The organism is Sorangium sp. So ce128 (genome assembly GCF_051525245.1).
Lineage (GTDB): Bacteria > Myxococcota_A > Polyangia > Polyangiales > Polyangiaceae > Sorangium > Sorangium cellulosum_B.
Genome location: NZ_CP150313.1, coordinates 2,735,666 through 2,750,263 on the forward strand (window position 1 = coordinate 2,735,666; position 14,598 = coordinate 2,750,263).

Below are 14,598 nucleotides of genomic sequence, written 5' to 3' on the forward strand. Positions count from 1 at the left end.
CTAGACGAGCCCTACGGCGTCGGGAGAAACGGCGTTTGCGAGGTTGTCTCAGCTCTCCCGACGCCGTAGGGCTCGTCTAGCCGAAGAGAACCAAGAACAGGCTACCTTGCGGAGAGTGACTGGCGGTTCCTCCAGAGCGGCGCGACGCCGCTCCTACGCTCGAGGCGTGGAGGCTGGTGCGTTCAGAACCTCTCCTGGCAACACGAACAATCTCTTTTTCTTGACCTCCTTTCCTTTCTCATGCTGACGACGCGTCGGCGTCCACGAACCCGGAGGACGTCAATGCATCCAGTCTCTTGAAATACGCGTCGCGCGCTTCGCCGTCCGTGTCAAACCAAATGCGCTGGTGTCGAGGCGCTTCGGCGCGCGCCCCCCACGACAGGTGTACTACGCGGTCGTCCAGGGAGACACGGTAGACGACCTCCGCGCCCGAGGCCTCGCGGCGCACGTACGTGCGCGTCTCGGCGCGGATGAGCGACCGCCCCTCGGCCGTCTGGCGCAGGGCGTCCCGCTCGGCGCGCTCGCGGGCGTAGGCGACGCGGAGCGCGATCATGTGCTCGCACGGACCTTCGCGGAGGCCGCTCCGGCGGAACGTGGGGCAGCTGCACCACGCGTCGGAGACGCGGCCCTCGAGATCCATCGTGAACCGCGGCGCGAAGTCGCGGTGCGCCTCCCGGTCCGCGACCTCTCCGTGGATCTCGGTGCCCTCGCCGGCGATCTCGTGCACCTTGGTCGGCCTCACCGCGCCGGGCGCGCCGAGCAGGCGGTGGGCCGCGGCCTCGCGGGGCGAGCTGTAGCGGATGTCGCGCTCGTCCACCGGATCGGCGAACAGCTCGCGCGGGCGGTAGACGCGGCGCGCGACGTCGTAGAGCACCCGGCCGCGCAGGCACTCGAGCTGGAGCGCCGCGCGGGCGTCCTCGGCGCCGCCGCCGGCCGCGAGCGACGCGAGCGGGAGCGGCCCCCGCTCGCGGAGGAGCGCGAGCTGCCTGCCCGCGAGCGCGTCGAGCGCCGCGCGCGCCTTGTCGCCGCCTTTCCCCTCGCGAGGCATCAGGGCGTCGAACGAGGCGGCGCTGGCCCAGCTGCTGTCGGTCCAGCCCGTGAGCGCGATCGTCAGCGTCGCGCGGCCCAGATCGAGCACCCAGAAGACCGGCAGCCCGGGGCCCCGGAGCTCGGCGCGCACGCGCTGCACGTGCGGCAGGAGCCGCGACAGCGCGAGCAGCCGCTGCCGGCCGAAGGTCCGGACCACGCGCGGCGGGCCCTCGTACGGAGGGCCGTGGCCCTCGATCAAGATCTCCCAGGGCTCCAGGATGAGGCGCGGCGGCTTGCCGGGGACGAGCTCGAAGCGGAGGCCTCGGGGCGGCTTCTTCGCCTTGCGGGTGCGGAGCACGAACAGCGCGTTGTAGAGATCGATCGGCGCGAGCTCGCAGGAGACCGCGGGGAGCGTCGCCGCCGACTGCACCTGCAGGAAGCCGCGAAGCCAGGTCGTCGGGACCTCGAGCGAGCGCTCGATCGGCGTGGCGCGCGCCGCGGCGTCTCCGCGCGCCGCGCCTGCGTCGAGCTCCACCTTGGCGTAGGCGCGCAGGCGATCGATCTGCTCGACGATGCGCGGCGAGAGATCGACGAAGGCGGTGCCGTGGGCCGCCTCGCGGCCCTCGAAGAGGTCGCTGGAGAAGGCGAGCCGGGCGTAGGCGCTCTCGTCGCGCGAGAAGACCTCGATCGAGACCTCGTCCGGGTGCACCGTGAGCACGGGATCGAGCGCGCCGGAGGCCCTCGGCTTCGCCGCGGAGCCGTCGCCCTGGGCCGCGGCGTCGTCGGGGAAGGCGCCCTCCAGGAACGCCTTCTGCGCCTCCCAGATCGCCGCCGTCGCCTTCTTGCCCTGCTTCATCAGGTAGGCGAGGTACGCGGTCCGATCCCGGCCCTTGTACCGGAGATCGCTCTCCAGGATGGTCGCCAGCGCGGCCATCGCGTCGCGGAAGAGCGCCGCGTCGCGGACGGTGCCGCGCACGCCGACCGGGCCGCGGGCGCCGTCGAGGGAGAGGCGCACGCTCGTGTGGAGCGGGGCGGCGGCGAGCTCGCTCGGCGCGGCGTACCGGAGGAGGATCGGGCGGGCGAGTGCGGCCGTCATGCGTTGACTCCTTCGGGGGTCTCGGGCTCTCTGGACGAGCGCGCGGCCGCGAGCCGCGCCGCGCGGGGATCCGCCGCCTTGCGCTTCGCGCGGCGGTACGCTCGGTACGCGGCCTTGCGGACGGCGACGTCGGCCTTCTCTTTGGCCTTCTCCTTATCGAAGGCGAGCGCGGCGAGCGCCTCGAGCGCGCGCTCGCCGCCGGCGCGGCCGAGCGCCGCGATGGCGTCGAGGCGCGCGGAGGCGTCGCCGCCGCTGCCCTGCGCGAGCGAGATCAGCGGGGCGAGCGCGGCGGCGTCGTGGCGCGCGAGGATCGACGGCAGCGCGAGGCGCCGGCCCGGCTCGGTCGCGGCGAGCGCCGCGAGCGCCTCGGGCGAGGCGACGCGCGCGGTCGGCCCGAAGGCGACCGGGTCGAACGGCCTCACCGCCACGGCGATCGCGGCCGAGCCGTCCGGCGCGAGCGCGGCGAGCGCGGCCGACGCCGAGGCCCGGACGCCGGCGTCCATGTCCTTGAGGGCCGCCGTGAGCGCCTCCACGGCGCCCGCGGGCGGCGCGGCCCCTGCGGACCTCGCGGCCGACTCGAGCGCGCCGAGGGTGCGTACGGCCTCGCGGCGGACCTCGCCGGGGGCGCTGTCGTTCGAGAGGAGCGCGCGCAGCGCGGGCGCCATCGCGGTCGCGCCGGCGCGCCCCGCGGCCCAGAGCAGCTCGCGCCACGCCGCGGCCTCGGCGCTGCGCTCGTCGCCGTGCGCGGCCGACCAGCGCTCCGCGGTGCGCTGCGCCGCGGCGGCGAGCGCGCCCGCGAGGGCCCCGCGATCGCCGGCCACGGTGCCGGCGGCGATGAGCCGCGCGGCCTCCTGCCGCGCCGGGGCGCGCTCGTCCTCGAGCATGCGCAGGAGCGCGGCCACAGGCAGCGCGCCGCGGCGGAGCAGGCCCATGGCGAGGCGCTGCCGCAGGTCCTCGTCCTTGAGCGCGGCGAGCCGGGGCAAGAGCTCGGCCGGGTCGGCCTCCGCGGCGAGGTAGCTCGCCGCCGGGCCCGCGATGTCGTCGTGCTCGCTCCCGACCGCGAGGAGCTCGACGCGCGTCCGCTCGCCAGGGAAGAGCTTCTCCAGCGCCTTGCGCGCGTTCTTGCGGACCTCGCTGCTCCGCGCGTCGAGCGCGCGGGCGAGCGCGGGCTCGGCCGCGCTGTCGCCGAGCAGGCCGAGCTCGCTCACCGCGACGACGCGGAGCCTGTCGGGCGTGTCGCCGGCGCGCACGAGCTCCTCGAGCAGCACGCGGGCGCGCTCGCCGCCGATCCAGCGCACGCCCTTCGCCGCCGACTCGCGGAGATCGACGGAGTCCGCGTGGAGCGCCTGCTCGACGCGCTCCGAGGCGCGCTTGCGGAGCTCGGCGCTCCCGAGCTTCGGGGCGATGCGGCCGAGCGCCTCCGTGGCGGCGGCTTGCATCGTTGGTTCGATCGGCGCCTCCTTGGTGCCGCCGGCGGCCACCGCCTCGAGCTCCTCCAGCGCGCGGGCGTCCCCGAGCGTGCCGAGCGCGAGCAGCGCGCGCTCCCGCTCCCCGGGCTCGCCCGCGCGCACGACGAGCAGGAGCGGCCGGAGCGCCGCCGCGAGGCCCCGCTCGGCCACCCCCTCCGCGGCGGGCAGCACGAGCTCGCGCGCGCCCGCGCGCAGCACGGCCTCGAGCGGCCCCGAGGGCGCGCCCTTGTCCTTGACCCGCTTCGCGTAGGACGTCACGGCCGCGACGCGCGTGGGGAGATCGCGATCCGCGAAGAGCGCGACAAGGAGGTCGTTCTGCGCGGGATCGTCGCCGAGATCGAGCTCGCGCGCCGCGGCGAGGCGGAGCGCCGGGTCCTTCGCGCGCGCGGCGGCGGCGAGGAAGGCGAGCGCGAGCGCCGTCTCGCGCTTCTCGCGCTCGCGGCCCTTGTCGACGATCTCGAGGCACGCCTTGAGCGCGGCGCTCCGGACCTCGGCCGCCTCGTCGTCGAAGCGCGCCGCGAGCGGGCCGGTGGCCGCGGGGTTCCGCGTGCTCCCGAGCGCGCCTGCCAGCGCGGCGCGGTCCGCCGGCGTGGCGGCCTCATCCATGCGCGCCGCGAGCGCCCGCACCGCCGCGTCGCTCGCGAGCGCGACGAGCGCCTTGCGGGCGCGCGCCGAAGGCGCGGCCGCGCCCTCGCGCAGGAACGCCGAGAGCACGTCGACCGCGCGATCGTCGCGGCTGCGGGCGAGGAGCTCCGCGGCGCGCAGGCGCAGGTCGTCGTGATCGCTCTCCATCGCGCGGCACAGGGCGGGCACGATGCGCGGATCGCTCGACGACGCGAGGCGCTCGAGCACGCCGAGGCGGAGGTCGGCGTGCTCGCTGCCGAGCGCCGCGAGGAGCGGATCGAGGCTGCCCTTCGGAGAGAGCCGCTCCAGGAGCTCGAAGGCGTAGCGGCGCACGTCGGGCAGCGCGGAGCTCAGCGCGCGCACGATCTCGGGGCGGGCGTCGCCGTCCCGCGCGGCGATCTCGTCGAGCGCGGTCCGCGCCACGTCGGCCGACGCCGACGCGAGCCCGAGCGCGAGCGGCTCGCCCGCCCCCGCCGGGAAGAGCGCCTTGAGCCCCGCGAACGCCGCCTTGCGCACGAGGTGGTGCGGGTCGTCGAGCGCCCGGACGAGCGGCGGGATCGCCGCCGTGCTGCTGACGTGCCCCCTGGCGCAGACGTCGACGATGCGATCGATGGCGTCGCGGCGCGTGCGGTGCGCCTCGTCGTCGCCCGCCGAGACCTGCCGGAGGAGGCCCATGTACGCGCCGAACGCGAGCCAGCGCAGCCGCCGCTGCTCGCCCTCCGGGACCGCGTCGCCGGCCGGCTTGTCGCTCTGCTTCTGGCCGCTCTGCCCGCTCGGCTCGGGCTGCGCGAAGAGGCGGCGGAGCCACCCCTTCGCGGGCTTCGTGTCGCTCTCCTCCGCGGCGCGCGGGGTCGTGTCCGCCACGACGTGGGCGCCCGCGGGGCGCAGCGCGGCCACGCGCTTCGCCTCGCGGAAGTACTCGACCGGCTTGCGCCGGATGCGGAGCACCTGCGCGGCCGCGTAGCGCTGCTGCGGGTCGTCGCTGGCGAGCGCCTCGGCGAGGCCGACCAGGATGCGCCCGCGCGCGACCTCGGGCGGCCAGTCCTTCGTGCCGGCGGGCTTCTCGCCGTCGGCCGCGCGGCCCTGCTCCGCCGTGTCGGGGCGCGGGGGCATCAGCGCCTCGATGAGGTGGGCGAGGTACAGTTCCGGATCGGTGCGGAGCTCCAGCGCGCGCGCCGCGGCGAAGCGCACGTCGGAGCGCTGCGACGAGAGCGCGCTCGTCAGGAGGTCCGGCGGGTCGCCGCGGCGGAACGCCCTGAGGTCGCGCGCGAGCACGATCGCGAAGACGATCTCCTGGACCTCGCGCGAGCTGTCCTCGAGGCCCTGCAGCATGCCGCCGTAGCCCTCGGGCCCGAGCGCCGCGAACGACATGATCGTCGCGACGCGGATGGGCGGGTGCTCGTGGCGCAGCGTGCCCGTGAGCACCGGCAGCGCCCGCACGTCGCCGAGCCGCGCGAGCCCGTCGGCGGCCCACGACCGCACCGCGACGTCGGCGTGGCCCATGGCGTCGAGCAGGTAGCCCTCCTCGCCGCGGCGGGCGGCCATCGCGAGCCCGCGCGCGGCCTGCTCGCGCACGTCGGGGTACTCGTCCTTGAGCAGCTCGGTGGCGAAGTACTTGACGAGGCGCGGCGATCCCAGCGTCGCCAGCGCGGTCGCGGCGCGCGCGCGCAGCGGGCCGAGGACCTGGATCGGCATCTGCGCGGAGGGGACCGCGAACGCGGATCCCCGACCCGCGTTCAAGAGCGATTGATCGGCGAGGAGCGCCCGCATCGGGTTGATCAGCTGCTCGTCGCGCCGGACGGCGCAGAGCTCGGCCGCGCGCACCCGGAGGTCGAGGTGGCTCGACTGGAGGCCGATGTGGAGCGGCCCCGCCTCGCCCGGAAGGAGCTTGTCGAGCGCCTCGATCGCGGCGATGCGCGGCCCCGCGTGCTCGTCCTCGAGCAGCTTGCTCAGGGCGCTGCGCGCGGCCTCGCCCACCGGCACGCGCGTGGCGAGCAGCCGGAGCAGGGCGTTGCGCGCGTCGTCGCCCGCCGGCATGTGCGCGGCCCCGCGCGCGCCGCTCTCCCGGACCGAGGGGTGGATCGACGCCATCGCGGCGAGGTGCGGCTCCGCGGCCTCCTTGCCGCGCAGCTTGACGACGGCGTCGTACGCGGCCTGGGCCACGCCCGCGTCGCGGTCGCCGATGGCCGCGTGCAGCCGCTCCGCAGCCCACGGCTGCTCGCCGTGCGCCTTGAGCTCCTCGACGGCGCGCAGGCGCAGATCGGGGAAGCGCGCGAGCTGGGCGCGGTCGAGCGCCGTCTGCGGATCCGAGGCGTGCCACGACCAGAGCGTCCGGAACGCCTCGCGGCGGACCTTGGGCGACTCGTCCTCGATCGCGTCGGCGAGCAGCGCCTCGGCCTCGGGCGGCCTCGGTCCCTTGCCCTCGCCGGCGAGCGCCACGAGCCGGTCGAGCCCGCGGACGCGGATGTCCTCCTGCGACGAGCGGAGCGACGCCTCGGCGACGGTGAGCGGGGCCGACGGCTGGAGCCGCGCGTAGGCGTCGTGCGCCGCGGCGCGCACCGCCCCGTCCGCGTCGTCGAGCATCCAGATGAGGCGCTTCTCGGCGCGGGTGTCCCGGAGCTCGGCGAGCGCGGTCGCTGCCTGCCGTCGCAGCGACGGGTCCTGCTCGCGCGTGAGCTGCAGCAGCGCGCCGAGGGCGCGCGTGTCGCCGAGCTGCGCGAGGCCGCGCGCCCCACGCACCGCCGTGTCCGGCGTGCGGCACGCCATCGCGGTGAGCAGCGGCTCGAGGTCGGCCTCGGCGGGCTCGGCCCCCGGGCCGCCCACGCCGGGGATCCGGGCGCGCGCCGCCTTGATGGCCGCCTCGTCGGCCGCCTTCGCGCCGTCCTTCGCCCCCTCCTTCGCGTTCGCCGCGGGCTTCTCCGCGCCGCCCGCGCCGGCGCGCCGCAGGACCTCGGCCGCGCGCCGCGCGATGTCGATCGCCGCGCGGCCGAGATCCTCGTCGCGCGCCTCGAGCGCGTGGGCGAGCGCGCGCCGCTCGATCACCTTCGCCGCGAACGCGATGCGGCGCACCTCGGCGTCCTCGTCGTCGAGCGCGCGCGCCGCGATCGGCGCGAACTCCGGCGCCGAGAGCCAGCCGGCGAGCGCCGCCCGGATGAGCGCCTCGACCCGGAGGTCGGCCGGGCCGCGCTCGAAGGCGGCGCGGAGCGGCTGCGGGCCGTCCGGGTGGATCTGCTGGAGCTGGTCGAGCGCCGTGAGCCGCACCGACGCGTCGCGGCCGGCGAGCTTCTCGGCGATGAGCCCCGGGACGAGCGGCGAGCTGCCGTAGAGCTTCCCGAGCTCGAGGAGCGCCCGGCGCTGCACGTCCGCGGCGCGGGCATCGAGCGCCGCCCGGAGCGGGGCGAGCGGCGCGTCGCGCTCGATCGCGCGGAGCGCCTCGAGCGCGGCCATGCGGACGTTCGGGCTCTCGTCGTCGAGCGCCTCGCGCAGCTTCGCGCGCGCGCCGCGGCGCCCTTTCGCCCCGAGCTCGCGGGCGGCGAGCGCGCGCACCTCGGCGTCGCGGTCCGATCGGAGCGCGGAGAGCGCGGCCTCGAGCGCCTCGGGCTCGTCGAGCGAGGCGAGCGTCTTGACGGCGCTCTCGCGGGCCGGCCGCGCGCCCGAGAGCGCCTGGGCGAGGACATCGAAGCCGTGCGCGAGCTCGGCGGTGCCGTCCGCGGGCGCGCCGGCGGCGTCGATCGGGAAGCGCCATACCGTGCGCCGGTCCCCTGCGGCGAAGACGGCGCCGAGCCCGTCCTTCGCGTCCGCGCCGCCGCGGGCGGCCTGCCCGCGCGCGCCTTTGCGCGCGGCGGCCGGCGCGAGCGCCAGCGCGTGGAGCGCCAGCGCGCTCGTCTCCAGCGTGCGCGGCTTGCGCTTGTCCTCGAGCCGGTGGATGCGGATCGCGCCGTCCGCGCCTGCGGACAGCAGGCGGTCGCCGCTCTCCTTGCCGTCTTCCTGCGGCGGCGGGGTGGGCAGGCACAGGAGCGCGCGGACGCCGCCCGCGTGACCGCTCCCGTCCGCGCCGCGCACCTCGCACTCGACGTCGCCGACGAGGTACCAGAGGCGCACGGTGCCGTCGTCGCCGCCCGACGCAAGCCGCCCGTCGCGCGGCGTGAACGCGAGCGCCGTGACCGGCCCGTCGTGGCCCGGCATGGCGCGGACGGCGCCCGTCGACAGCGTGACCACGCGGACGATGCCGTCGTCGCCTGCCGCCGCGCAGAGCTCGCCGGCGGGATCGAAGGCGACGGCGCGGAGCGGCGCCGCCGAGAGCGCGAACGACGAGATCTCGACCGCGGCGCCGGGCTGCGGGGCAGGGGAGCCGGCGGCCTCGCCGACGCGAAACACCCGCAGCGCGCCGTCGACCCCCACGGTCGCGAGGCGCGCGCCGGAAGGCGCCGCGGCGATCGCCGTGGCGCCGCCCGGGTGCGCGTCGATCGCCCGCACGTCGGCCGCGCCGCCCGCGACGAGGCGCAGCGCCCCGTCGGAGCACGCCGCCGCGAGCAGGTCGCCCGCGAAGGCGAGGCCCAGCACGTGCGCGGGCACGTCGATCGAGCGCACCGGCTTGTTCGCCACGTGATCGAACAGCGTCACCTGGCTCGCGCTGGCGGGGGATGGCGCGGTCTGCGTCTCGCGCGTCCCGCCCGGCGCCGGCGCGCGCACGCCGCCGACCGCGAGGAGCCGGGGGCCGATCGCGAGCGCGCGGACCTTCTCGTAATGGCCGATCGCGTGGCTCATGCGGTCTCCTGTCCGACGCCGGGGAGCGCCCGGCCTTCGCCGGCCGCTCCGAGGCCTTCGATCTCGAGCCCTGGATGCGCGTGCCTGAGCCGCAGGAGCGCCGCCAGGCACGCCTGCCACTCGCCCTTCGCGATCGACCCGGTGAACTCGGCGATGACGGGGGCGACGAGCGCCGCGAACGCCGCGTCCTCGACCGCGAGATCGCGCACGACCTCGATCACGTGCCGCTTGGCCTCGCTCGCCGAGAGGCGCCTGCGCGAGCCCGCGTCGTCGCCCGGCTCCGGCGACCGCCCCGCGGGGATCCCGGACAGCACGTACCGCAGGAAGCGCCGGAGCGCCTCGACGTCCGCGAACCGCCCGGCGTCCTCGGGCAGCTCCGCCGCGGGGCGCGCGTCGTCTCCGCGCGCCCCGCGCGGCCGCCAGCCCGGCGGCAGATCGCGCGGCCGGTGCTTCTCCCAGAGCATCCGCACGGCGAAGAGGCGCACCTCGCGGTCGGCGCTCTGCATCAGCCAGCCGAGGCGCTCCGGGCCGCCGAGCCGCGCGTAGTGCTTCAGGATGAGCGAGAGGCCGAGCTCGCGCGCGCTCTTCTTCAGGCTCTCCGTGAGCGCGAAGACCTGCGCCGGATCGAGCTCCTCCGGCGTGAGCGCGATCGCCGGATCGGCCGACGGATCGCCGACCTTGCGGAGCGCGTCGAAGGCGATGTTGCGCACCTCCTTCGCGTCGCTGTGCGCGAGCTCGTAGACGCGGGTCTGGTAGCCCCAGGCCCGGAGCTCGGCGCGCGTGATGAGCGCGGCGAAGCGCCGGACGTCGTCCCGCTTGTCGGAGAGCGCGGGCCAGATGCGCTCGGCGGTGAACGCGCCTCGCTTGAGCGCCGGCTTCAGCTCGAGCTCCTTGGCCTCGCTCTGCTCGGGCCCGAGGACCGGGTGGTGGCAGCGCAGGTACGTCTGCGCGAACGCCCGCATCGGCTCGGGCTCCTTCTCGCCGAGCGCGAGCGCGAACAGCCTCGCCGTGCCCGCCTCGCGGTCGCCGCGGCCGCTCGCGTCCTGCCCCGCGTCGAAGTCCTGCGGCTTCATGTGCGAGAGGAGGTAGCGGCGCGCGAAGCCGTTCAGCGTCGGATCCGCGCGCCGCGCGAGCGCGAGCAGCCAGGGCAGCGTGAGCTGCCGCGGCGGCACGATCTTCGGGTTGCCGAGCACCTCCAGCGCGACCGCGCGCGTCTCGGCGCTGAAGACGAGCCCCTTCAGGCGCTCGACGCCCTCGGCCGTCAGGTCGGGCAGGGCGTCGGCCTTCTGGAGCCAGGTCGCGACCGTGGACCCGAGGCGCTTGCGCGTGAGCGCGCCGAGCAGCCACGGCGTCCCGATCGCCGCGATCGGGTACTTGCCGAGCGCGTCGAGCGCGGACTTCGTCGCCTGGTAGTCGTCCTCGTGGCGCGGATCGTCGAGAACGCGCACCCAGAAGCCCGCCCCGGGCTCGCCGGGCCGGTACTTGGCCTTGAAGTACGCGGCGGCCCACTTCTTCTGCTCGGACTCGCCGTAGAGCATGTCGACGAGGAAGCCCTCGGGCAGCTCGGCGCGGTCGAAGCTCTCGCTCAGGGCCTTGCTGGCCCACGCCTCGGTCTCGCTGTGCGTGAGCAGCCGCCCCAGGAACGCGTGGCCGAGCGCGCGCGGGCTCTTGCCCTGGAGCGCCGACGCCGCGAAGGCGCGCGTGTCCTTGTGCTCGGAGTCGAGCAGCGCGGCGAGGCGCTCCGGGTCGAGGTCCGTCGCGTGCGCCCGGGCATACTCGATCGCGAACGTGCGCGCCTTCGGGCTCGGGGAGCCGAGCAGCGCGAGCGCCGCGTCGTGCAGCCCGAGGCCCCGCAGCTTGCTCTGGTGGAGCTCCGGCGAGCCGAGCAGCGTCTCGATCAGGAACTCGTGCGCGCTCGCGAGCGGCCGGTACGCGAGGCGCGAAAGCCACGCGGGCGTGACGCTCCGCAGGGTGTCGGCGAAGTCCTTCTTGAGCCCCTGGATCGCGAACTTGGCCGGCGGATCGGCCTGGCAGGCCGAGAGCAGGAGCATCAGCGGATCGGGCGATCGCTTCCACGCCTCGTCGAAGGCGCGGTGCTTCACCAGGTCGTTCGGCGGGACGTTGCCGTGGAACGAGCGCCCGTCGTACTTGCCCGTGCCGTGCGCCCAGATGTGGTTCGCGACCCAGAGGTCGCTGAAGCCCGTGCCTGGCGCGTAGTGGCGGAGGACCTCGACGGCGAACTGCGGGTAGAGCTCCGGCGTGCTCCGGCCGAGCTCGCGCAGGAAGCGCCACGCGCGGCGGCGCATGTAGATCAACGTCCCCTTGGAGACCTCGCGCCGCCGGCTGCGGGAGAGCTCGACGTCGAAGCGGAAGGCGAGCGCGCCGAAGAGCTCCGCGTCGAGCCGCGCCTCGGCCAGCTTGTAGATGCGCTTGAGCCCGCCCCACGCGCCGAAGACCAGCGGCGCGCTCGTGGCGATGTCGCGCAGCGCGCTGCGCCCTGCGTCCGTGCCCTCCTCGTAGATGCGCACGAGCAGGTCCGCGAGCTCGAGCCGCGGCGGCGGCGCGGCGTCGACCTGGGCGAGGAAGCGCTTCCACGCGTCGGTCGACTGCTCTCGCCGCTGCTCGGGGGAGCGCATGCCCTGAGCGCGCGAGAGCAGCTGCAGGAACGCCGCGAAGGTGAGCGCCCCCTCGCGCGGCGGCGTCTCCGGTTTGGGATCTGGCTGCCCGAGGTACGTCTCGACGACCTCGGCCAGGGTGGGTGAGCCGCTCGTGGCGAGCTGCTTGACGTTCGCGATGTCGATCGGATTCGGTGAGCTCGTCAAGGCGCCCTCCCGCGGCGGGATGGCCTGGGAGAATCGCGAGCCCCGCGGTGCAGGTCAAGCCAGAGTCGATCTGACGATGACGGAAGCGTCGTCGCTTCTCGCGGTGTGCGCCTGTGGGTGGGGCGTGTTCGCGGATGCCAGGGGTGCCGCGCGGCGCCCGGAGCGTTGCCTCGAGGCGCGCGCCGGACGCGCAGCTCAGGCCGCGCAGCTCAGTCAGCGCAGCTCAGGCCGGGCAGCTCACGCCGCGCGCATCCGCGCGACCCGCTCGGCGACGTGCGGGTCGCCGCCCGCGTCGATGCTCGCGAGGAGGTCCTTCAGCGAGCGCCCGCGGTGGGCGAGGTGCGCCTCGAGGTGCGGCGAGAGCGCCTTCCAGCGGCGCGCCCACCCGGCCTCGGCGCTCATCGAGCCGTGGTGTGGCCGATCCACGAGCAGGGCGCCGAGCCTGAGGCCGAGCTCGGGATCGTCGAGCTCCTCGAGCTGCCGCTTCAGGAGGGCGAGCGCTCCGGCGGCAGGAGAGGTCGCTGGCGGGGCCTTCCAGGTGTCGCGCACCGCGCGCGCGAACGCCGCGGCGTCGAGCTCCGAGAGCAGCTCGATCGCGCGCACGAGCGGCAGGCGATCGCGCGCGCTCGGCGCGACGACGCGGTCCAGGAGCGCGTCCAGCGCGGCGGACAGCGCCCCGTCGGTCGCGGGATCGAGCCCGCCGAGCGACTCGAGCGCCCGGCGGGCGCGTCGGACGGCGCGCCCGAGCACCCAGCTCCGCCGGCCGCGCGCGGCCGAGACCGCGGCGAGCGCGTGGACGGCCGCCTTGCGCCGCGCCTCGGTGGCCTCACCGGGCTGGACGCGCGGCGGTAGATCGAGCTTCGGCGGCTGCGGGGGCGCGGCCGCTCCGGGGGTGGCCGCGGGGGCGCCGCCGCCGGGCGCGCCGCCCCCGGCGGCGGCCACTTCCTGGTAGCCCTCCCTGAGCTTCTCCGCGATCTTCTTGTCGCACTCGCGCTGCGCGGCCTCCGCCGTGGGGAACGCCTTCTCCTTGCGTTGCCCGGCTGTCCCCAGCCGCCCGTAGACGACGATGAACGTCGTGTCGTCCACGTCGGCCATCCAGAACTTGGCGCTCGTCCCCTGCACGAACTCGAACCGGCGCATGCGGGCGACGATATCACGTCGCGCCGGCGGCGCGCCTCAAGAGGGCGGCGGCGAGGGCGGCCGGCGGATCAGCACGAACGGCGCGACCACGAGCGACAGGAAGCGCAGATCGTGCTGCTGCGGCCAGCGCGCGAGATCGGCGGCCGTCGGCTTGGTCAGCTTGCCGGCCGCGATCCAGGCCTCCACCGCGGCCGTGTCGTTCGCGGCCATGGCCTCGCCGACGTCCAGGAGATCGAGATCGGCGGCGACGACGATGACCGCGTCGCGCGCTGTATGGGTGCGGAGATCGGTCCAGAAGACCTCCCCGAGCGTCTTGGCGAGCTGTTCGCGCATGGGGGCAGCATAGGCTCCGGACAGCGGCCGCCAAGCCTGCGCGCCGCCGCCCGGCCGCGGGAGGGCGGCGGCCGCCGGCCGCGGCGGTCCGGGCAGGCGGCGCTGCCCGAGGCTCCGATCGCGCCCTACCAGCCCATGTTGTGGTGGACCCAGCAGTCGATCTGCTGCCAGCCGACCCGCGCGCGGTAATGGGCGTTCAGGATATGGCCCGTGTCGGGGACGATCGCGGTCGTGACGCTCTCGGCGCTGGCATAGAGCGCCGCGTCGGAGTCCGCGTACGACGCCGGCTGCAGCGCGTCGGTCTCCCCGAACTGGATGAACACCGGGCTCGTCACCTCGTCGATGCCGGCGAGCGTCGGGTCCTCGGAGACGGCGAGGAGGCTCAGGAACTGCCCGCGCGTGAACGTGTCGGCGATGGTGGCGTTGTCGAAATCGATGAGCGCCGGGTTCGCGTTCGCGGTGTCGTAGAAGATGGCGGTGCGCATCTCCGGCGGGATCGCGATATAGGGCGCCTGCAGCAGCGCAGAGATCGCCTCCGGGGGGACCGGGATCGGGTGCGGCGTGAAGGCCAGACCGGTGTTCACGAGGACATCGGCGTCATTGTAGGTGCTCTGAACGAACGTGTTGATGATGGCGCCGTTCGAGTGACCGACGAGCGCGACGCGCGTGAAAGGCGTCCTGTAGACGCCGCCCGGCGTGCGCATCTCGGTGATGATCTGATGGACGCTGTCGGCGGTCTGGGCCAGGTCGAGGGAGTCGCCGTCGGGCCGGCTGCTCTCTCCGGCCCCGAGCATGTCGAGCGCCAGGACGGCATATCCCTCCTTCGCCATGTGACGGGCATAGGAGTAATCGTGTCCGCCGAACGACGGGAGATCCCAGTACTCGTGCGTGTAGGTCAGGCCGTGGACGAGCACCTGAAGGGGGCGGTACTTGGCGTGACCCTGATAGTAGAGGTAGCCGACGACGTCGTACGTGTTGCCGTCGGAGAGGGTCACCGGGAACACCAGGCGCTCGACCTTGGTGGGCTGCCTCGACGACGACGCCTCGGCATCGCCCGAAGAGAGCGCGGCGGCCGCGAGCGTCGCCGAGAAGAGTACCGTGCTGAGTGCGCGATAATACAAGTTCATGAATTGACCCTCATGGTTACGGCAGGTGATTGGAGGTGAGGCAACGTCTATCGCGGTGCGATATCCCGTGGTCTCTCAGCTCCAGCGCCGCCACGCCATGTTCGCAAACATTGGACCAGAAAGCGTCTACGTCAACAGGATAGCGCACGATCTCCGCCCGCGCCGCCGTTCGCCGCCATTTCGGAGCGCTG

Annotated in this window: 6 protein-coding genes; all 6 read right to left on the minus strand. The window is 75.3% G+C overall.

What is annotated here, in order from left to right; all coding sequences use genetic code 11:
- Positions 1 to 238: 238 nt before the first annotated feature.
- The 6 genes from WME82_RS10690 to WME82_RS10715 all read right to left on the minus strand — a co-directional run bounded on the left by WME82_RS10690 (position 239) and on the right by WME82_RS10715 (position 14,407).
- Entirely contained in the window at positions 239 to 2,125 is a 1,887-nt protein-coding gene (locus tag WME82_RS10690; protein WP_437915592.1) for an SWIM zinc finger family protein, read from the minus strand.
- Positions 2,122 to 8,985: a HEAT repeat domain-containing protein gene (locus WME82_RS10695; protein WP_438042735.1), complete on the minus strand. Its 6,864-nt coding sequence runs from the start codon at positions 8,983 to 8,985 to the stop codon at positions 2,122 to 2,124. The genes WME82_RS10690 and WME82_RS10695 overlap by 4 nt, the downstream gene beginning before the upstream one ends.
- Complete coding sequence (locus WME82_RS10700; RefSeq protein WP_438042736.1) at positions 8,982 to 11,807, minus strand: hypothetical protein; 2,826 nt, start codon at positions 11,805 to 11,807, stop codon at positions 8,982 to 8,984. Before WME82_RS10700 ends, WME82_RS10695 begins: the two co-directional genes overlap by 4 nt.
- 237 nt (positions 11,808 to 12,044) lie before the next feature.
- Positions 12,045 to 12,947 carry a WGR domain-containing protein gene (locus WME82_RS10705; protein WP_438042737.1) on the minus strand — a complete coding sequence of 301 codons (903 nt, stop codon included), beginning with the start codon at positions 12,945 to 12,947 and terminating at the stop codon, positions 12,045 to 12,047.
- 36 nt (positions 12,948 to 12,983) lie between these two features.
- Positions 12,984 to 13,280, minus strand: a complete 297-nt coding sequence (locus WME82_RS10710) for a DUF2288 domain-containing protein (RefSeq protein WP_438042738.1) — start codon at positions 13,278 to 13,280, stop codon at positions 12,984 to 12,986.
- Positions 13,281 to 13,405: 125 nt separating this feature from the next.
- Positions 13,406 to 14,407: an alpha/beta hydrolase gene (locus tag WME82_RS10715; protein WP_438042739.1), complete on the minus strand. Its 1,002-nt coding sequence runs from the start codon at positions 14,405 to 14,407 to the stop codon at positions 13,406 to 13,408.
- Positions 14,408 to 14,598: the final 191 nt, after the last annotated feature.

Coding starts and splice junctions, on each gene's coding strand:
- WME82_RS10690 (WP_437915592.1), bottom strand. CDS start 2,125: ATGACGGCCGCACTCGCCCGCCCGATCCTCCTCCGGTACGCCGCGCCG.
- WME82_RS10695 (WP_438042735.1), bottom strand. CDS start 8,985: ATGAGCCACGCGATCGGCCATTACGAGAAGGTCCGCGCGCTCGCGATC.
- WME82_RS10705 (WP_438042737.1), bottom strand. CDS start 12,947: ATGCGCCGGTTCGAGTTCGTGCAGGGGACGAGCGCCAAGTTCTGGATG.
- WME82_RS10710 (WP_438042738.1), bottom strand. CDS start 13,280: ATGCGCGAACAGCTCGCCAAGACGCTCGGGGAGGTCTTCTGGACCGAT.
- WME82_RS10715 (WP_438042739.1), bottom strand. CDS start 14,407: ATGAACTTGTATTATCGCGCACTCAGCACGGTACTCTTCTCGGCGACG.